Genomic DNA, 19,195 nt, shown 5'->3' with positions numbered 1-19,195 from the left:
AATAACTCCCTATAATGCGCCACCACTGACACGGAACAACAGCACACAGGCCGCCGGGTCAGCGGGGTTCAGACCAGAACCTCACGGAGAAAAGCGAAAATAATCGCTTGACTCTGAAGCGGGAAAGCGTAATATGCACACCCCGCGCCGCTGAGAAAAAGCGAAGCGGCACTGCTCTTTAACAATTTATCAGACAATCTGTGTGGGCACTCGAAGATACGGATTCTTAACGTCCTCGGACGAAAAATGAATACCAAGTCTCAAGAGTGAACACGTAATTCATTACGAAGTTTAATTCTTTGAGCATCAAACTTTTAAATTGAAGAGTTTGATCATGGCTCAGATTGAACGCTGGCGGCAGGCCTAACACATGCAAGTCGAACGGTAACAGGAAGCAGCTTGCTGCTTCGCTGACGAGTGGCGGACGGGTGAGTAATGTCTGGGAAACTGCCTGATGGAGGGGGATAACTACTGGAAACGGTGGCTAATACCGCATAACGTCGCAAGACCAAAGAGGGGGACCTTCGGGCCTCTTGCCATCAGATGTGCCCAGATGGGATTAGCTAGTTGGTGAGGTAACGGCTCACCAAGGCGACGATCCCTAGCTGGTCTGAGAGGATGACCAGCCACACTGGAACTGAGACACGGTCCAGACTCCTACGGGAGGCAGCAGTGGGGAATATTGCACAATGGGCGCAAGCCTGATGCAGCCATGCCGCGTGTATGAAGAAGGCCTTAGGGTTGTAAAGTACTTTCAGCGGGGAGGAAGGTGTTGTGGTTAATAACCGCAGCAATTGACGTTACCCGCAGAAGAAGCACCGGCTAACTCCGTGCCAGCAGCCGCGGTAATACGGAGGGTGCAAGCGTTAATCGGAATTACTGGGCGTAAAGCGCACGCAGGCGGTCTGTCAAGTCGGATGTGAAATCCCCGGGCTCAACCTGGGAACTGCATTCGAAACTGGCAGGCTTGAGTCTTGTAGAGGGGGGTAGAATTCCAGGTGTAGCGGTGAAATGCGTAGAGATCTGGAGGAATACCGGTGGCGAAGGCGGCCCCCTGGACAAAGACTGACGCTCAGGTGCGAAAGCGTGGGGAGCAAACAGGATTAGATACCCTGGTAGTCCACGCCGTAAACGATGTCTACTTGGAGGTTGTGCCCTTGAGGCGTGGCTTCCGGAGCTAACGCGTTAAGTAGACCGCCTGGGGAGTACGGCCGCAAGGTTAAAACTCAAATGAATTGACGGGGGCCCGCACAAGCGGTGGAGCATGTGGTTTAATTCGATGCAACGCGAAGAACCTTACCTGGTCTTGACATCCACAGAACTTTCCAGAGATGGATTGGTGCCTTCGGGAACTGTGAGACAGGTGCTGCATGGCTGTCGTCAGCTCGTGTTGTGAAATGTTGGGTTAAGTCCCGCAACGAGCGCAACCCTTATCCTTTGTTGCCAGCGATTAGGTCGGGAACTCAAAGGAGACTGCCAGTGATAAACTGGAGGAAGGTGGGGATGACGTCAAGTCATCATGGCCCTTACGACCAGGGCTACACACGTGCTACAATGGCGCATACAAAGAGAAGCGACCTCGCGAGAGCAAGCGGACCTCATAAAGTGCGTCGTAGTCCGGATTGGAGTCTGCAACTCGACTCCATGAAGTCGGAATCGCTAGTAATCGTGGATCAGAATGCCACGGTGAATACGTTCCCGGGCCTTGTACACACCGCCCGTCACACCATGGGAGTGGGTTGCAAAAGAAGTAGGTAGCTTAACCTTCGGGAGGGCGCTTACCACTTTGTGATTCATGACTGGGGTGAAGTCGTAACAAGGTAACCGTAGGGGAACCTGCGGTTGGATCACCTCCTTACCTTAAAGAACTGTTCTTTGCAGTGCTCACACAGATTGTCTGATGAAAAACGAGCAGTAAAACCTCTACAGGCTTGTAGCTCAGGTGGTTAGAGCGCACCCCTGATAAGGGTGAGGTCGGTGGTTCAAGTCCACTCAGGCCTACCAGATTCGCTCCCGTGCTTTGTTGTGGCAAAGCTCGCATACTTCAGTATGCTTCGCTTCACCACGCCGCGCCCGGAAACGAATCAAAGGTAAGAGGTTCTGACTACACGATGGGGCTATAGCTCAGCTGGGAGAGCGCCTGCTTTGCACGCAGGAGGTCTGCGGTTCGATCCCGCATAGCTCCACCATCTCGTGAGTGTTTACGAAAAAATACTTCAGAGTGTACCTGAAAGGGTTCACTGCGAAGTTTTGCTCTTTAAAAATCTGGATCAAGCTGAAAATTGAAACACAGAACAACGAAAGTTGTTCGTGAGTCTCTCAAATTTTCGCAACACGATGATGAATCGTAAGAAACATCTTCGGGTTGTGAGGTTAAGCGACTAAGCGTACACGGTGGATGCCCTGGCAGTCAGAGGCGATGAAGGGCGTGCTAATCTGCGATAAGCGCCGGTAAGGTGATATGAACCGTTATAACCGGCGATACCCGAATGGGGAAACCCAGTGTGATTCGTCACACTATCATTAACTGAATCCATAGGTTAATGAGGCGAACCGGGGGAACTGAAACATCTAAGTACCCCGAGGAAAAGAAATCAACCGAGATTCCCCCAGTAGCGGCGAGCGAACGGGGAGGAGCCCAGAGCCTGAATCAGCATGTGTGTTAGTGGAAGCGTCTGGAAAGGCGCGCGATACAGGGTGACAGCCCCGTACACAAAAGCGCATGTGCTGTGAGCTCGATGAGTAGGGCGGGACACGTGGTATCCTGTCTGAATATGGGGGGACCATCCTCCAAGGCTAAATACTCCTGACTGACCGATAGTGAACCAGTACCGTGAGGGAAAGGCGAAAAGAACCCCGGCGAGGGGAGTGAAAAAGAACCTGAAACCGTGTACGTACAAGCAGTGGGAGCACAGGTTTACCTGTGTGACTGCGTACCTTTTGTATAATGGGTCAGCGACTTATATTCTGTAGCAAGGTTAACCGTATAGGGGAGCCGGAGGGAAACCGAGTCTTAATTGGGCGTTAAGTTGCAGGGTATAGACCCGAAACCCGGTGATCTAGCCATGGGCAGGTTGAAGGTTGGGTAACACTAACTGGAGGACCGAACCGACTAATGTTGAAAAATTAGCGGATGACCTGTGGCTGGGGGTGAAAGGCCAATCAAACCGGGAGATAGCTGGTTCTCCCCGAAAGCTATTTAGGTAGCGCCTCGTGAATTCATCTCCGGGGGTAGAGCACTGTTTCGGCTAGGGGGCCATCCCGGCTTACCAACCCGATGCAAACTGCGAATACCGGAGAATGTTATCACGGGAGACACACGGCGGGTGCTAACGTCCGTCGTGAAGAGGGAAACAACCCAGACCGCCAGCTAAGGTCCCAAAGTCATGGTTAAGTGGGAAACGATGTGGGAAGGCCCAGACAGCCAGGATGTTGGCTTAGAAGCAGCCATCATTTAAAGAAAGCGTAATAGCTCACTGGTCGAGTCGGCCTGCGCGGAAGATGTAACGGGGCTAAACCATGCACCGAAGCTGCGGCAGCGAACGTATCACCCAAGACAACTTTACGGAGTTGACGATTGACGGAGCGAAGCGACGTCAAAGCGTTCATTAAAGTCGAGTTGGCTTAGGGATACGTTCGTTGGGTAGGGGAGCGTTCTGTAAGCCTGTGAAGGTGTGTCGTGAGGCATGCTGGAGGTATCAGAAGTGCGAATGCTGACATAAGTAACGATAAAGCGGGTGAAAAGCCCGCTCGCCGGAAGACCAAGGGTTCCTGTCCAACGTTAATCGGGGCAGGGTGAGTCGACCCCTAAGGCGAGGCCGAAAGGCGTAGTCGATGGGAAACGGGTTAATATTCCCGTACTTGGTGTTACTGCGAAGGGGGGACGGAGAAGGCTATGTTGGCCGGGCGACGGTTGTCCCGGTTTAAGCGTGTAGGTGTGTGTTCCAGGTAAATCCGGTTCACTTTAACACTGAGGCGTGACGACGAGGCACTACGGTGCTGAAGCAACAAATGCCCTGCTTCCAGGAAAAGCCTCTAAGCATCAGGTAACATCAAATCGTACCCCAAACCGACACAGGTGGTCAGGTAGAGAATACCAAGGCGCTTGAGAGAACTCGGGTGAAGGAACTAGGCAAAATGGTGCCGTAACTTCGGGAGAAGGCACGCTGACACGTAGGTGAAGTGATTTACTCATGGAGCTGAAGTCAGTCGAAGATACCAGCTGGCTGCAACTGTTTATTAAAAACACAGCACTGTGCAAACACGAAAGTGGACGTATACGGTGTGACGCCTGCCCGGTGCCGGAAGGTTAATTGATGGGGTCAGCGCAAGCGAAGCTCCTGATCGAAGCCCCGGTAAACGGCGGCCGTAACTATAACGGTCCTAAGGTAGCGAAATTCCTTGTCGGGTAAGTTCCGACCTGCACGAATGGCGTAATGATGGCCAGGCTGTCTCCACCCGAGACTCAGTGAAATTGAACTCGCTGTGAAGATGCAGTGTACCCGCGGCAAGACGGAAAGACCCCGTGAACCTTTACTATAGCTTGACACTGAACATTGAGCCTTGATGTGTAGGATAGGTGGGAGGCTTTGAAGCGTGGACGCCAGTCTGCGTGGAGCCGACCTTGAAATACCACCCTTTAATGTTTGATGTTCTAACGTGGACCCGTGATCCGGGTTGCGGACAGTGTCTGGTGGGTAGTTTGACTGGGGCGGTCTCCTCCTAAAGAGTAACGGAGGAGCACGAAGGTTGGCTAATCCTGGTCGGACATCAGGAGGTTAGTGCAATGGCATAAGCCAGCTTGACTGCGAGCGTGACGGCGCGAGCAGGTGCGAAAGCAGGTCATAGTGATCCGGTGGTTCTGAATGGAAGGGCCATCGCTCAACGGATAAAAGGTACTCCGGGGATAACAGGCTGATACCGCCCAAGAGTTCATATCGACGGCGGTGTTTGGCACCTCGATGTCGGCTCATCACATCCTGGGGCTGAAGTAGGTCCCAAGGGTATGGCTGTTCGCCATTTAAAGTGGTACGCGAGCTGGGTTTAGAACGTCGTGAGACAGTTCGGTCCCTATCTGCCGTGGGCGCTGGAGAACTGAGGGGGGCTGCTCCTAGTACGAGAGGACCGGAGTGGACGCATCACTGGTGTTCGGGTTGTCATGCCAATGGCACTGCCCGGTAGCTAAATGCGGAAGAGATAAGTGCTGAAAGCATCTAAGCACGAAACTTGCCCCGAGATGAGTTCTCCCTGAGACTTAAAGTCTCCTGAAGGAACGTTGAAGACGACGACGTTGATAGGCCGGGTGTGTAAGCGCAGCGATGCGTTGAGCTAACCGGTACTAATGAACCGTGAGGCTTAACCTTACAACGCCGAAGATGTTTTGGCGGTTGAGAGACGATTTTCAGCACTGATTCAGAGTTGAGTACGCAATAATTTGCGCAGCAGCAAGGCGGCAAGCGAAGGAAAGGAAGGAGCATACAGAAGTATGTGACTGAGTTTACGAGCGCAGGCAACGCCGCTGATGCGATAAAGAATTGCGTACAGAGCACAAAGAATTTGCCTGGCGGCACTAGCGCGGTGGTCCCACCTGACCCCATGCCGAACTCAGAAGTGAAACGCCGTAGCGCCGATGGTAGTGTGGGGTCTCCCCATGCGAGAGTAGGGAACTGCCAGGCATTAAATAGAATGAAAGGCTCAGTCGAAAGACTGGGCCTTTTGTTTTATCTGTAGTCTGCCGGATGGCGGCTCCGCCTTATCCAGCCTACAGGGACGCGCCGATCCACCCTCAATATAACCACAAGCCTTCCCAACACAGATACGGTAAACTATTGCCGATTGAGTATCAGGAAAGCAGCCATGACCCACTCCCTAAAACCCTGGAATACCTTCGGCATTGATCATTGTGCAAAGCACATCGTATGCGCTGAAAACGAACAACAACTACTGAGCGCCTGGCAGCAAGCAACTCGTGAGGGACTGCCGGTTATGATCCTGGGTGAAGGAAGCAATGTTCTGTTTCTGGAAAATTACGCCGGCACCGTGATCCTTAACCGTCTGAAAGGCATTGAGGTCAATGAAACCGCGGACGCCTGGCACCTACACGTCGGCGCAGGCGAAAACTGGCATCAGCTGGTTCGCTACGCGCTGGACAACAACATGCCCGGCCTGGAGAATCTGGCGCTCATCCCTGGCTGCGTTGGTTCCTCGCCTATACAGAATATTGGCGCGTATGGCGTAGAACTACAGCGCGTCTGCGACTACGTTGACTGCGTTGAACTGGAAACGGGAAAACGTCTGCGTTTGTCCGCGGCGGAATGCCGTTTCGGCTATCGTGACAGTATCTTCAAAAATGAATATCAGGATCGCGTTGCGATCGTCGCGGTGGGTCTGCGTTTGTCAAAGCAATGGCAGCCGGTGTTGACCTATGGCGATCTTACTTGTCTGGACCCGAAAACGGTCACCGCGCAACAGGTGTTTGATGCTGTATGCCATATGCGCACCACAAAATTGCCGGATCCTAAAGTGAATGGCAATGCGGGCAGCTTTTTTAAAAATCCCGTTGTCGCAGCCGATATCGCTATGGAACTGTTAGAACGATTTCCCAACGCGCCGCATTACCCTCAGGCAGACGGCTCAGTGAAGCTGGCGGCAGGCTGGCTGATAGATCAATGTCAGTTGAAAGGCGTCACCATTGGCGGCGCTGCGGTGCATCGCCAACAGGCGCTGGTATTGATTAATGCGAATGATGCGACAAGTAAAGATGTGGTGGCGCTGGCGCATCATGTCCGGCAAAAAGTGGGTGAAAAATTTAATGTCTGGCTGGAGCCTGAGGTTCGCTTTATTGGTCGGTCCGGAGAGGTGAACGCTGTGGAGAGCATTGCATGAAAGATACTACCGTTCCCCTGACGCTGATCTCACTACTTGCCGACGGAGAGTTTCACTCAGGCGAGCAGTTGGGTGAACGGCTGGGAATGAGCCGCGCGGCTATTAATAAACATATCCAGACATTACGCGACTGGGGAGTAGATGTATTTACCGTTCCCGGGAAAGGATATAGCTTACCGGAACCCATCCAGTTACTGGATGCTGACCGTATACATAGCCAACTGGATAGCGGAAACGTGGCGGTATTGCCCGTTATCGATTCAACCAATCAGTATTTACTTGATCGAATTGGCGAGCTGCGTTCAGGTGATGCCTGTGTAGCAGAATACCAACAGGCGGGGCGTGGTCGTCGCGGGCGTAAATGGTTCTCACCGTTTGGTGCGAATCTATATCTTTCAATGTACTGGCGTCTGGAGCAGGGGCCTGCGGCGGCAATAGGCTTGAGTCTGGTCATTGGAATTGTGATGGCGGAAGTGCTGCGTGAACTGGGCGCAGATAAAGTTCGTGTGAAGTGGCCTAACGACCTCTACCTGCTGGATCGCAAACTGGCGGGTATTCTGGTCGAGTTAACCGGTAAAACGGGCGATGCCGCACAAATAGTGATTGGCGCTGGTATTAACATGGCAATGCGTCGCGTAGAAGAGGACGTGATAAATCAGGGATGGATCACACTACAAGAGGCCGGAATTACGCTCGACCGCAATATGCTGGCCGCAAAGCTGATTTATAAGTTACGTGCTGCGCTTGAGCTTTTTGAGCAAGAAGGACTTTCTCCTTATCTTTCGCGCTGGAAAAAACTGGATAATTTTATTGATCGTCCGGTAAAACTAATTATTGGCGACAAAGAAATATTTGGTATTTCTCGCGGCATTGATACTCAAGGCGCATTATTGCTTGAACAGGATGGCGTGATTAAACCCTGGATGGGCGGAGAAATATCGCTGCGAAGCGCCGAATAGTAAAAAAGGGGAGTCGGTGCTCCCCTTTTTTCTGTTATTTCCGCAATCTTACCTGTTCCACCGCATGGTTAGCGCTCTTAGTCATAATAAGGCTGGCACGTTCTCGCGTGGGTAAAATATTTTGTTTTAAATTCAACCAGTTAATTTCTTTCCAAAGCGAAGCTGCTGTATTAACAGCTTCTTCTTTAGATAATTTCGCATAATTGTGGAAATAAGAGTCAGGATCGGTAAACGCCCCTTCGCGGAATTTCAGGAAGCGATTGATATACCACGTCTGAAGAAGTTCTTCTGGCGCATCAACGTAAATAGAGAAATCAACGAAATCAGAGACAAATACATGGTGCGGATCGTGAGGATAATCCATACCGCTTTGTAAAACATTCAAACCTTCAAGAATCAATATATCAGGCTGAGCGACGGTTTTATCCCCTTCAGGAATAACATCGTAAATCAAATGAGAATAGACTGGCGCTGTCACGTTCGGTACGCCCGACTTGAGGTCAGAAACGAATTTCACCAGTCGGTGCATATCATACGATTCGGGGAACCCCTTTTTCTTCATTAACCCGCGTTCTTTCAACACCTGGTTTGGGTGGAGGAAGCCGTCTGTGGTAATCAATTCAACACGGCGGTGTTCCGGCCAGCGACTCAGCAACGCTTGCAGAACGCGTGCTGTCGTGCTTTTACCCACTGCGACGCTGCCCGCGATACTGATGATGTAAGGGATTCGCTGGCCGTTAGTGCCCAGAAACTGTTCCAGGACAGCCTGACGACGCAGATTTGAACTGATATAGAAATTTAGCAAACGGGAGAGAGGTAAATATATTTCTGCAACTTCTTCCAGCGATAAATCTTCATTAATGCCTTTTAACTGCGCGATCTCATCCTCGGTCAGGGTCATCGGCACAGAATCGCGAAGCGCAGCCCACTGGCTGCGATCAAACTGTAGGTAAGGCGTCATTAACGATTGCTCTTTTATACTCATAAGCATGTTTCTGGCTGCTATTGCTACATCAGTTCAGCGATGAACGAGGGCCATCCCTGACATGCAACGGCACGTCACATTTAAGTTAATTTGGACAATGGGCAGGAGGGTAACACCAGATGGGGAGGAATAATAAGAAAAAATCTCGCTGTGAAAGCTATCCCTGAGAAGCAATGTGACGAATATACCAGATACAGAAGATTGCTTTCTATCGACGGAACGTTGAAATGCCGCGTCGTATCCTGGTCAGACGGTCGGTAAAATGCCGAAAATTTATGCTCTCTTGTTTGAAATTAGAGCATTTTTGTCTCTTATAGCGCAAAATGTGAGCGATAGAACATTTTATGCAATTTTTTAGTTGCATGAGCACGCAGGTCTCCATAGAATGCGCGCTACTTGATGCCGACTTAGCTCAGTAGGTAGAGCAACTGACTTGTAATCAGTAGGTCACCAGTTCGATTCCGGTAGTCGGCACCATCAAGTCCGGTGGGGTTCCCGAGCGGCCAAAGGGAGCAGACTGTAAATCTGCCGTCACAGACTTCGAAGGTTCGAATCCTTCCCCCACCACCATTTTCGGCCGCGCGATGGCGCAGCCCGAGACGATAAGTTCGCTTACCGGCTCGAATAAAGAGAGCTTCTCTCGATATTCAGTGCAGAATGAAAATCAGGTAGCCGAGTTCCAGGATGCGGGCATCGTATAATGGCTATTACCTCAGCCTTCCAAGCTGATGATGCGGGTTCGATTCCCGCTGCCCGCTCCAAGATGTGCTGATATAGCTCAGTTGGTAGAGCGCACCCTTGGTAAGGGTGAGGTCGGCAGTTCGAATCTGCCTATCAGCACCACTTCTTTTCTCCTTCCTGTTTTTCTCTTCTGTTTATTAGCATTCAACAAGTCGGGCGTGTTGCCTGGTTGATGTGGTGATATCACCGATTTATCCGTGTCTTAGAGGGACAATCGATGTCTAAAGAAAAGTTTGAACGTACAAAACCGCACGTTAACGTCGGTACTATCGGCCACGTTGACCATGGTAAAACAACGCTGACCGCTGCCATTACTACCGTACTGGCTAAAACCTACGGCGGTGCCGCTCGCGCATTCGACCAGATCGATAACGCGCCGGAAGAAAAAGCGCGTGGTATCACCATCAACACTTCTCACGTTGAATACGATACCCCGACCCGCCACTACGCACACGTAGACTGCCCGGGGCACGCCGACTATGTTAAAAACATGATCACCGGTGCTGCTCAGATGGACGGCGCGATCCTGGTTGTTGCTGCGACTGACGGCCCGATGCCGCAGACCCGTGAGCACATCCTGCTGGGTCGTCAGGTAGGCGTTCCGTACATCATCGTGTTCCTGAACAAATGCGACATGGTTGATGACGAAGAGCTGCTGGAACTGGTTGAAATGGAAGTTCGTGAACTTCTGTCTCAGTACGACTTCCCGGGCGACGACACGCCGATCGTTCGTGGTTCTGCTCTGAAAGCGCTGGAAGGCGACGCAGAGTGGGAAGCGAAAATCATCGAACTGGCTGGCTTCCTGGATTCTTACATCCCGGAACCAGAGCGTGCGATTGACAAGCCGTTCCTGCTGCCGATCGAAGACGTATTCTCCATCTCCGGTCGTGGTACCGTTGTTACCGGTCGTGTAGAACGCGGTATCATCAAAGTGGGCGAAGAAGTTGAAATCGTTGGTATCAAAGAGACTCAGAAGTCTACCTGTACTGGCGTTGAAATGTTCCGCAAACTGCTGGACGAAGGCCGTGCCGGTGAGAACGTAGGTGTTCTGCTGCGTGGTATCAAACGTGAAGAAATCGAACGTGGTCAGGTACTGGCTAAGCCGGGCACCATCAAGCCGCACACCAAGTTCGAATCTGAAGTGTACATTCTGTCCAAAGATGAAGGCGGCCGTCATACTCCGTTCTTCAAAGGCTACCGTCCGCAGTTCTACTTCCGTACTACTGACGTGACTGGCACCATCGAACTGCCGGAAGGCGTGGAGATGGTAATGCCGGGCGACAACATCAAAATGGTTGTTACCCTGATCCACCCGATCGCAATGGACGACGGTCTGCGTTTCGCAATCCGTGAAGGCGGCCGTACCGTTGGCGCGGGCGTTGTTGCTAAAGTTCTCGGCTAATCGCTGATAACATTTGACGCAATGCGCAATAAAAGGGCATCATTTGATGCCCTTTTTGCACGCTTTCACACCAGAACCTGGCTCATCAGTGATTTTATTTGTCATAATCATTGCTGAGACAGGCTCTGTAGAGGGCGTATAATCCGAAAGGCGAATAAGCGTTTCGATTTGGATTGCCTCGCGATTGCGGGGTGAAAATGTTTGTAGAATACTTCTGACAGGTTGGTTTATGAGTGCGAATACCGAAGCTCAAGGGAGCGGGCGCGGCCTGGAAGCGATGAAGTGGATAGTTGTTGCCATATTGCTGATCGTCGCAATCGTCGGCAACTACCTCTATCGCGACATGATGCTGCCGCTGCGTGCGCTGGCCGTAGTAATTCTGATTGCTGCAGCGGGTGGTGTCGCGCTGTTGACGACAAAAGGTAAAGCAACCGTTGCTTTTGCCCGTGAAGCGAGAACCGAAGTCCGTAAGGTCATTTGGCCGACTCGCCAGGAAACGCTGCACACCACGCTGATCGTCGCTGCGGTTACCGCAGTTATGTCACTGATCCTGTGGGGACTGGATGGTATTCTGGTTCGCCTGGTATCCTTTATCACTGGCCTGAGGTTCTGAGATGTCTGAAGCACCTAAAAAGCGCTGGTACGTCGTTCAGGCGTTTTCCGGTTTTGAAGGCCGCGTAGCCACATCGCTGCGCGAGCATATCAAATTACACAATATGGAAGAGCTGTTTGGCGAAGTCATGGTGCCGACTGAAGAAGTCGTTGAGATCCGTGGCGGCCAGCGTCGCAAAAGCGAACGCAAATTCTTCCCGGGTTACGTTCTGGTCCAGATGGTCATGAACGACGCAAGCTGGCACCTGGTGCGCAGCGTGCCGCGTGTGATGGGCTTTATCGGCGGTACGTCTGACCGTCCGGCGCCGATCAGCGACAAAGAAGTCGATGCGATCATGAACCGCCTGCAGCAGGTTGGCGATAAGCCGCGGCCGAAAACTCTGTTTGAACCGGGTGAAATGGTTCGTGTTAACGACGGTCCGTTCGCAGACTTTAACGGCGTTGTCGAAGAAGTCGATTATGAGAAGTCTCGCCTGAAAGTGTCTGTTTCTATCTTCGGTCGTGCGACCCCGGTAGAGCTGGACTTCAGCCAGGTTGAGAAAGCGTAAGGCTGCGATCAAAAAAGCAGCGATCTAATCGTTGCATAGGGCGCGAAATTGACATACAATTTCGCGCCTTTTGTTTTTATGGGCCTTATGCCTATAAAGCGATATTTATCACGGGGAGCTTCTTTGAAGCGATACTACCCAATTCGAGGAATTTAGAATGGCTAAGAAAGTACAAGCCTACGTCAAGCTGCAGGTTGCAGCTGGTATGGCGAACCCGAGTCCGCCAGTTGGTCCAGCACTGGGTCAGCAGGGTGTGAACATCATGGAATTCTGCAAAGCGTTCAACGCAAAAACGGATTCCATCGAAAAAGGTCTGCCGATTCCGGTTGTTATTACCGTTTACGCTGACCGTTCTTTCACCTTCGTTACCAAAACGCCTCCGGCAGCTGTTCTGCTGAAAAAAGCGGCTGGTATCAAGTCTGGTTCCGGCAAGCCGAACAAAGACAAAGTAGGTAAAATTTCCCGCGCTCAGCTGCAGGAAATCGCGCAGACCAAAGCTGCCGACATGACCGGTGCCGACATTGAAGCGATGACTCGCTCCATCGAAGGTACTGCACGTTCCATGGGCCTGGTAGTGGAGGACTAAGAAATGGCTAAACTGACCAAGCGTATGCGCGTGATCCGTGAAAAAGTTGATGCGACCAAACAGTACGACATCAACGAAGCTATTGCCCTGCTGAAAGAGCTGGCCACTGCTAAATTCAACGAAAGCGTTGACGTTGCCGTTAACCTCGGCATCGATGCTCGTAAATCTGACCAGAACGTTCGTGGCGCGACTGTACTGCCGCACGGTACTGGCCGTTCTGTTCGCGTTGCCGTATTTACCCAGGGCCCGAACGCTGAAGCAGCTAAAGCTGCTGGCGCTGAGCTGGTAGGTATGGAAGATCTGGCTGACCAGATCAAGAAAGGCGAAATGAACTTCGACGTTGTTATCGCATCCCCGGATGCAATGCGCGTTGTTGGCCAGCTGGGCCAGGTTCTGGGTCCGCGCGGCCTGATGCCAAACCCGAAAGTCGGTACCGTAACGCCGAACGTTGCTGAAGCGGTTAAGAACGCTAAAGCAGGTCAGGTTCGTTACCGTAACGACAAAAACGGCATCATCCACACCACCATCGGTAAAGTGGACTTTGACGCTGACAAACTGAAAGAAAACCTGGAAGCTCTGCTGGTTGCGCTGAAAAAAGCAAAACCGAGCCAGGCGAAAGGCGTGTACATCAAGAAAGTTAGCATCTCCACCACCATGGGTGCTGGTGTTGCCGTTGATCAGGCTGGTCTGAGCGCATCTGCGAACTAAGATTAGTCTTTACGTGGGCGGTGATTTTGTCTACAATCTTACCCCCACGATTCTGTTGAAATATAACAGAGCACTATGCGAGTCATTTGAATTGCAGCAAGGCAGCAAGTGAGTGAATCGCCAGGAGCATAGTTAACTATGTGACTGGTGTGAACGAGCGCAGCTAACACAGCTGCGGTTCAAAGGACGAAGTCATAGAAAGAATTTGTTCGTTGGAGCCTGGCCTATCCAGGCCTCCGTCGAAGACCGCAGGCGTCTCGCAAGAGGCTTAATCCCCTGCGTAGACGGTGACAGAACGCTAAGATTATTTTTGATACTCTGGCTTGTTTCTGCTCACCGTATTAAGACGCTCTTCTCGTTGAGATGAGTGAAGTGAGTTCCGGAACATGAGTTCCGGCAAACATCCAGGAGCAAAGCTAATGGCTTTAAATCTTCAAGACAAACAAGCGATTGTTGCTGAAGTCAGCGAAGTAGCCAAAGGCGCGCTGTCTGCAGTAGTTGCGGATTCCCGTGGCGTAACTGTAGATAAAATGACTGAACTGCGTAAAGCAGGTCGTGAAGCTGGCGTATACATGCGTGTTGTTCGTAACACCCTGCTGCGCCGCGTCGTTGAAGGTACTCAGTTCGAGTGCCTGAAAGACACGTTTGTTGGTCCGACCCTGATTGCATACTCTATGGAACACCCGGGCGCTGCTGCTCGTCTGTTCAAAGAGTTCGCGAAAGCGAATGCAAAATTTGAGGTCAAAGCTGCAGCCTTTGAAGGTGAGCTGATCCCGGCGTCTCAGATCGACCGCCTGGCAACTCTGCCGACCTACGAAGAAGCAATTGCACGCCTGATGGCAACCATGAAAGAAGCTTCGGCTGGCAAACTGGTTCGCACACTGGCTGCTGTACGCGATGCAAAAGAAGCTGCGTAATCGCAGTTGTCTTTATCAAGCATTTGCTTACGTATAAACTTATTCTGATATTCAGGAACAATTTAAATGTCTATCACTAAAGATCAAATCATTGAAGCAGTATCCGCTATGTCCGTAATGGACGTTGTAGAACTGATTTCTGCAATGGAAGAAAAATTCGGTGTTTCCGCTGCTGCTGCTGTAGCTGTAGCTGCTGGCCCGGCTGAAGCTGCTGAAGAAAAAACTGAATTCGACGTAATTCTGAAAGCTGCTGGCGCTAACAAAGTTGCTGTTATCAAAGCAGTACGTGGCGCAACTGGCCTGGGTCTGAAAGAAGCTAAAGACCTGGTAGAATCTGCTCCGGCCGCTCTGAAAGAAGGCGTGAGCAAAGATGACGCTGAAGCACTGAAAAAATCTCTGGAAGAAGCTGGCGCTGAAGTTGAAGTTAAATAAACCAACCCTTCCGGTTGCAGCCTGAGAAATCAGGCTGATGGCTGGTGACTTTTTAGTCACCAGCCTTTTTGCGCTGTAAGGCGCCAGTAGCGTTTCACACTGTTTGACTACTGCTGTGCCTTTCAATGCTTGTTTCTATCGACGACTTAATATACTGCGACAGAGCGTACGTTCTGTGTAAATCGCAATGAAATGGTTTAAGCGTGATAGCAACAGGCATTGCGGAAAGTATCCATTTTCCGGTCAACAAAATAGTGTTGCACAAACTGTCCCCCGCAGGACAGATGGGTCGACTTGTCAGCGAGCTGAGGAACCCTATGGTTTACTCCTATACCGAGAAAAAACGTATTCGTAAGGATTTTGGTAAACGTCCACAAGTTCTGGATGTACCTTATCTCCTTTCTATCCAGCTTGACTCGTTTCAGAAGTTTATCGAGCAAGATCCTGAAGGGCAGTACGGCCTGGAAGCAGCCTTCCGTTCCGTGTTCCCGATTCAGAGCTACAGCGGTAATTCCGAGCTGCAGTACGTCAGCTACCGCCTTGGCGAACCGGTGTTTGACGTTCAGGAATGTCAGATCCGTGGTGTGACCTATTCCGCACCGCTGCGCGTAAAACTGCGTCTGGTGATCTACGAGCGCGAAGCGCCGGAAGGCACCGTTAAAGACATTAAAGAACAAGAAGTCTACATGGGCGAAATTCCGCTCATGACCGACAACGGTACCTTTGTTATCAACGGTACTGAGCGTGTTATCGTTTCTCAGCTGCACCGTAGTCCGGGCGTCTTCTTTGACTCCGACAAAGGTAAAACCCACTCTTCGGGTAAAGTGCTGTATAACGCGCGCATCATTCCTTACCGTGGTTCCTGGCTGGACTTCGAATTCGATCCGAAGGACAACCTGTTCGTGCGTATCGACCGTCGCCGTAAACTGCCTGCGACCATCATCCTGCGTGCGCTGAACTACACCACTGAGCAGATCCTTGACCTGTTCTTTGAGAAAGTCGTCTTCGAAATTCGCGACAACAAGCTGCAGATGGAACTGATTCCAGAACGTCTGCGCGGCGAAACTGCGTCGTTCGATATCGAAGCTAACGGCAAAGTGTACGTTGAAAAAGGCCGTCGCATTACCGCGCGTCACATCCGTCAGCTGGAAAAAGACGATATCAAGCATATCGAAGTTCCGGTTGAGTACATCGCAGGCAAAGTCGTCTCTAAAGACTACGTTGACGAATCCACTGGCGAGCTGATCTGCGCGGCGAACATGGAACTGAGCCTGGATCTGCTGGCTAAGCTGAGCCAGTCCGGCCACAAACGTATCGAAACGCTGTTTACCAACGATCTGGACCACGGCCCGTACATTTCTGAAACGGTACGCGTCGACCCAACCAACGATCGTCTGAGCGCGCTGGTAGAAATCTACCGCATGATGCGCCCTGGTGAGCCGCCGACACGCGAAGCGGCTGAAAGCCTGTTTGAGAACCTGTTCTTCTCCGAAGACCGCTATGACCTGTCTGCGGTGGGTCGTATGAAGTTCAACCGTTCTCTGCTGCGCGACGAAATCGAAGGTTCCGGTATCCTGAGCAAAGACGACATCATTGATGTCATGAAGAAGCTCATCGATATCCGTAACGGTAAAGGCGAAGTGGATGATATCGACCACCTCGGCAACCGTCGTATCCGTTCCGTCGGCGAAATGGCGGAAAACCAGTTCCGCGTTGGCCTGGTGCGTGTAGAGCGTGCGGTGAAAGAGCGTCTGTCTCTGGGCGATCTGGATACCCTGATGCCTCAGGATATGATCAACGCCAAGCCGATTTCCGCCGCAGTGAAAGAGTTCTTTGGTTCCAGCCAGCTGTCTCAGTTTATGGACCAGAACAACCCGCTGTCTGAGATTACGCACAAACGTCGTATCTCCGCACTCGGCCCAGGCGGTCTGACCCGCGAACGCGCAGGCTTCGAAGTTCGAGACGTACACCCGACGCACTACGGTCGCGTATGTCCTATCGAAACGCCGGAAGGTCCGAACATCGGTCTGATCAACTCCCTGTCCGTGTACGCACAGACTAACGAATATGGCTTCCTTGAGACGCCGTACCGTCGTGTGGTTGATGGCGTGGTTACTGACGAAATTCATTACCTGTCTGCTATCGAAGAAGGCAACTACGTTATCGCTCAGGCGAACTCCAACCTGGATGACGAAGGCCACTTTGTAGAAGATCTGGTGACCTGCCGTAGCAAAGGCGAATCCAGCTTGTTCAGCCGCGACCAGGTTGACTACATGGACGTTTCCACCCAGCAGGTGGTCTCCGTCGGTGCGTCCCTGATCCCGTTCCTGGAACACGATGACGCCAACCGTGCATTGATGGGGGCGAACATGCAACGTCAGGCGGTTCCGACTCTGCGTGCTGACAAGCCGCTGGTGGGTACCGGTATGGAACGTGCTGTCGCCGTCGACTCCGGTGTTACTGCAGTAGCTAAACGTGGCGGTACTGTTCAGTACGTGGATGCGTCCCGTATCGTTATCAAAGTTAACGAAGACGAGATGTACCCGGGTGAAGCAGGTATCGACATCTATAACCTGACCAAATACACCCGCTCTAACCAGAACACCTGTATCAATCAGATGCCATGTGTGTCTCTGGGCGAGCCGGTTGAACGCGGCGACGTGCTGGCAGACGGTCCGTCCACCGACCTCGGTGAACTGGCGCTCGGTCAGAACATGCGCGTGGCGTTCATGCCGTGGAACGGCTACAACTTCGAAGACTCCATCCTCGTTTCCGAGCGTGTTGTTCAGGAAGACCGTTTCACCACCATCCACATTCAGGAACTGGCGTGCGTGTCCCGTGACACCAAGCTGGGGCCGGAAGAGATCACCGCTGATATCCCGAACGTGGGTGAAGCTGCGCTCTCCAAACTGGATGAATCCGGTATCGTTTACATCGGCGCGGAAGTGACCGGCGGCGACATTCTGGTCGGTAAGGTGACGCCGAAAGGTGAAACCCAGCTGACGCCGGAAGAGAAACTGCTGCGTGCGATCTTCGGTGAGAAAGCGTCTGACGTTAAAGACTCTTCTCTGCGCGTACCTAACGGTGTCTCCGGTACGGTTATCGACGTTCAGGTCTTTACTCGCGATGGCGTAGAAAAAGACAAACGTGCTCTGGAAATCGAAGAGATGCAGCTCAAGCAGGCGAAAAAAGACCTGTCTGAAGAACTGCAGATCCTCGAAGCGGGCCTGTTTAGCCGTATCCGTGCGGTGTTGGTGTCCGGCGGCGTTGAAGCTGAGAAGCTCGACAAACTGCCGCGCGACCGCTGGCTGGAACTCGGTCTGACCGACGAAGAGAAACAAAATCAGCTGGAACAACTGGCTGAGCAGTATGACGAACTGAAACACGAGTTCGAGAAAAAACTTGAAGCGAAGCGCCGTAAAATCACCCAGGGCGACGATCTGGCGCCGGGCGTGCTGAAGATCGTGAAGGTCTATCTGGCCGTTAAACGCCGTATCCAGCCGGGTGATAAGATGGCAGGTCGTCACGGTAACAAGGGTGTTATCTCTAAGATCAACCCGATCGAAGACATGCCTTACGATGAAAACGGCACGCCGGTCGACATCGTACTGAACCCGCTGGGCGTACCGTCTCGTATGAACATCGGCCAGATTCTGGAAACCCACCTGGGTATGGCTGCGAAAGGTATTGGCGACAAGATTAACGCCATGCTGAAACAGCAGCAGGAAGTCGCGAAACTGCGCGAATTCATCCAGCGTGCCTACGATCTGGGCGCCGACGTTCGTCAGAAAGTCGACCTGAGCACCTTCAGCGATGATGAAGTGCTGCGTCTGGCAGAAAACCTGCGTAAAGGTATGCCGATTGCCACACCAGTGTTTGACGGTGCGAAAGAAGCGGAAATCAAAGAGCTGCTGAAACTGGGCGACCTGCCGACCTCCGGTCAGATCACCCTGTTCGATGGCCGTACGGGTGAACAGTTCGAACGTCCGGTAACCGTCGGTTACATGTACATGCTGAAACTGAACCACCTGGTTGATGACAAGATGCATGCGCGTTCTACCGGTTCTTACAGCCTGGTTACTCAGCAGCCGCTGGGTGGTAAGGCGCAGTTCGGTGGTCAGCGCTTCGGGGAGATGGAAGTGTGGGCGCTGGAAGCTTACGGCGCCGCCTACACCCTGCAGGAAATGCTCACCGTTAAGTCTGATGACGTGAATGGTCGTACCAAGATGTATAAGAACATCGTGGACGGCAACCATCAGATGGAACCGGGTATGCCGGAATCCTTCAACGTTCTGTTGAAAGAGATCCGCTCGCTGGGCATCAACATCGAACTGGAAGACGAGTAATTCTCGCTCAAACAGGTCACTGGTGTCGGGGTAAAACCCGACACCAGATTGTGCTAACTCCGACGGGAGCAAAT

Annotated in this window: 12 protein-coding genes, 6 tRNA genes and 3 rRNA genes; 19 read left to right on the top strand and 2 right to left on the bottom strand. The window is 52.0% G+C overall.

What is annotated here, in order from left to right; translation table 11 throughout:
* The first annotated feature begins 316 nt into the window (after window positions 1–316).
* The 7 genes from QEN31_RS22180 (at window position 317) to birA (ending at window position 7,844) form a co-directional block, all read left to right on the top strand.
* Window positions 317–1,858: ribosomal RNA gene (locus QEN31_RS22180) — 16S ribosomal RNA — on the top strand.
* 69 nt (window positions 1,859–1,927) lie between these two features.
* Window positions 1,928–2,004 (top strand) — tRNA-Ile (locus QEN31_RS22175).
* A gap of 109 nt (window positions 2,005–2,113) precedes the next feature.
* A tRNA-Ala gene (locus tag QEN31_RS22170) sits at window positions 2,114–2,189 on the top strand.
* A gap of 182 nt (window positions 2,190–2,371) precedes the next feature.
* Window positions 2,372–5,363 (top strand): 23S ribosomal RNA (locus tag QEN31_RS22165).
* 196 nt (window positions 5,364–5,559) lie between these two features.
* A 5S ribosomal RNA gene (rrf, locus tag QEN31_RS22160) occupies window positions 5,560–5,675 on the top strand.
* Together the 16S, 23S and 5S rRNA genes with 2 tRNA genes alongside form the textbook arrangement of a ribosomal RNA operon.
* Window positions 5,676–5,856: 181 nt before the next feature.
* Window positions 5,857–6,885 (top strand): UDP-N-acetylmuramate dehydrogenase, encoded by a 1,029-nt coding sequence (murB, locus tag QEN31_RS22155; protein ID WP_000149795.1) that lies wholly within the window; start codon window positions 5,857–5,859, stop codon window positions 6,883–6,885.
* The gene (birA, locus tag QEN31_RS22150; protein WP_000655746.1) at window positions 6,882–7,844 is read left to right on the top strand and encodes a bifunctional biotin--[acetyl-CoA-carboxylase] ligase/biotin operon repressor BirA; all 963 of its coding nucleotides are present in this window, start codon (window positions 6,882–6,884) and stop codon (window positions 7,842–7,844) included. The genes murB and birA overlap by 4 nt, the downstream gene beginning before the upstream one ends.
* Window positions 7,845–7,878: 34 nt before the next feature.
* On the opposite strand, the gene coaA is transcribed toward birA, so the two are convergent.
* Window positions 7,879–8,829: a type I pantothenate kinase gene (gene coaA / locus QEN31_RS22145; RefSeq protein ID WP_000023068.1), complete on the bottom strand. Its 951-nt coding sequence runs from the start codon at window positions 8,827–8,829 to the stop codon at window positions 7,879–7,881.
* Window positions 8,830–9,037: 208 nt separating this feature from the next.
* Complete coding sequence (locus QEN31_RS22140; protein WP_001621476.1) at window positions 9,038–9,211, bottom strand: hypothetical protein; 174 nt, start codon at window positions 9,209–9,211, stop codon at window positions 9,038–9,040.
* Between the two features lie 19 nt (window positions 9,212–9,230).
* Between QEN31_RS22140 and QEN31_RS22135 the strand changes: the two genes are divergently transcribed.
* The 12 genes from QEN31_RS22135 (at window position 9,231) to rpoB (ending at window position 19,121) form a co-directional block, all read left to right on the top strand.
* A tRNA-Thr gene (locus QEN31_RS22135) sits at window positions 9,231–9,306 on the top strand.
* An 8-nt stretch (window positions 9,307–9,314) separates the two neighbouring features.
* Window positions 9,315–9,399 (top strand) — tRNA-Tyr (locus QEN31_RS22130).
* Between the two features lie 116 nt (window positions 9,400–9,515).
* Window positions 9,516–9,590, top strand: a tRNA-Gly gene (locus QEN31_RS22125).
* Window positions 9,591–9,596: 6 nt separating this feature from the next.
* A tRNA-Thr gene (locus QEN31_RS22120) sits at window positions 9,597–9,672 on the top strand.
* Between the two features lie 115 nt (window positions 9,673–9,787).
* Complete coding sequence (tuf, locus tag QEN31_RS22115) at window positions 9,788–10,972, top strand: elongation factor Tu (RefSeq protein ID WP_000031748.1); 1,185 nt, start codon at window positions 9,788–9,790, stop codon at window positions 10,970–10,972.
* A gap of 229 nt (window positions 10,973–11,201) precedes the next feature.
* Window positions 11,202–11,585 carry a preprotein translocase subunit SecE gene (gene secE, locus QEN31_RS22110; protein WP_001275691.1) on the top strand — a complete coding sequence of 128 codons (384 nt, stop codon included), beginning with the start codon at window positions 11,202–11,204 and terminating at the stop codon, window positions 11,583–11,585.
* Between the two features lies 1 nt (window position 11,586).
* A complete protein-coding gene (nusG, locus tag QEN31_RS22105) occupies window positions 11,587–12,132 on the top strand; it encodes a transcription termination/antitermination protein NusG (protein WP_001287521.1) in 546 nt (181 codons plus the stop codon).
* Window positions 12,133–12,289: 157 nt separating this feature from the next.
* Window positions 12,290–12,718, top strand: coding sequence for a 50S ribosomal protein L11 (rplK, locus tag QEN31_RS22100; RefSeq protein ID WP_001085926.1), 429 nt, complete (start codon window positions 12,290–12,292; stop codon window positions 12,716–12,718).
* Window positions 12,719–12,721: 3 nt separating this feature from the next.
* The gene (gene rplA / locus QEN31_RS22095; RefSeq protein WP_001096676.1) at window positions 12,722–13,426 is read left to right on the top strand and encodes a 50S ribosomal protein L1; all 705 of its coding nucleotides are present in this window, start codon (window positions 12,722–12,724) and stop codon (window positions 13,424–13,426) included.
* A gap of 419 nt (window positions 13,427–13,845) precedes the next feature.
* On the top strand, window positions 13,846–14,343 hold the full coding sequence (gene rplJ / locus QEN31_RS22090) for a 50S ribosomal protein L10 (protein WP_001207203.1): 498 nt from the start codon (window positions 13,846–13,848) through the stop codon (window positions 14,341–14,343).
* A gap of 66 nt (window positions 14,344–14,409) precedes the next feature.
* Complete coding sequence (gene rplL, locus QEN31_RS22085; protein WP_000028882.1) at window positions 14,410–14,775, top strand: 50S ribosomal protein L7/L12; 366 nt, start codon at window positions 14,410–14,412, stop codon at window positions 14,773–14,775.
* A gap of 317 nt (window positions 14,776–15,092) precedes the next feature.
* Window positions 15,093–19,121 (top strand): DNA-directed RNA polymerase subunit beta, encoded by a 4,029-nt coding sequence (gene rpoB, locus QEN31_RS22080; protein WP_000263105.1) that lies wholly within the window; start codon window positions 15,093–15,095, stop codon window positions 19,119–19,121.
* The last annotated feature ends 74 nt before the right edge of the window (window positions 19,122–19,195 follow it).

Origin of the sequence: Salmonella sp. SA15303 (assembly GCF_029962125.1) — a bacterium.
Classification (GTDB): Bacteria; Pseudomonadota; Gammaproteobacteria; order Enterobacterales; family Enterobacteriaceae; genus Salmonella; species Salmonella enterica.
The sequence above is the reverse complement of the archived record's forward strand: the minus strand, read 5'-3'. Positions and strand labels throughout refer to the sequence as shown.

What these genes read in the sequence shown, in the direction of transcription:
- rplL (WP_000028882.1), top strand. Translation starts at nt 14,410, where the DNA reads ATGTCTATCACTAAAGATCAAATCATTGAAGCAGTATCCGCTATGTCC.
- rplA (WP_001096676.1), top strand. Translation starts at nt 12,722, where the DNA reads ATGGCTAAACTGACCAAGCGTATGCGCGTGATCCGTGAAAAAGTTGAT.
- rpoB (WP_000263105.1), top strand. Translation starts at nt 15,093, where the DNA reads ATGGTTTACTCCTATACCGAGAAAAAACGTATTCGTAAGGATTTTGGT.
- birA (WP_000655746.1), top strand. Translation starts at nt 6,882, where the DNA reads ATGAAAGATACTACCGTTCCCCTGACGCTGATCTCACTACTTGCCGAC.
- murB (WP_000149795.1), top strand. Translation starts at nt 5,857, where the DNA reads ATGACCCACTCCCTAAAACCCTGGAATACCTTCGGCATTGATCATTGT.
- rplK (WP_001085926.1), top strand. Translation starts at nt 12,290, where the DNA reads ATGGCTAAGAAAGTACAAGCCTACGTCAAGCTGCAGGTTGCAGCTGGT.
- coaA (WP_000023068.1), bottom strand. Translation starts at nt 8,829, where the DNA reads ATGAGTATAAAAGAGCAATCGTTAATGACGCCTTACCTACAGTTTGAT.
- rplJ (WP_001207203.1), top strand. Translation starts at nt 13,846, where the DNA reads ATGGCTTTAAATCTTCAAGACAAACAAGCGATTGTTGCTGAAGTCAGC.
- tuf (WP_000031748.1), top strand. Translation starts at nt 9,788, where the DNA reads ATGTCTAAAGAAAAGTTTGAACGTACAAAACCGCACGTTAACGTCGGT.
- QEN31_RS22140 (WP_001621476.1), bottom strand. Translation starts at nt 9,211, where the DNA reads ATGGAGACCTGCGTGCTCATGCAACTAAAAAATTGCATAAAATGTTCT.
- secE (WP_001275691.1), top strand. Translation starts at nt 11,202, where the DNA reads ATGAGTGCGAATACCGAAGCTCAAGGGAGCGGGCGCGGCCTGGAAGCG.
- nusG (WP_001287521.1), top strand. Translation starts at nt 11,587, where the DNA reads ATGTCTGAAGCACCTAAAAAGCGCTGGTACGTCGTTCAGGCGTTTTCC.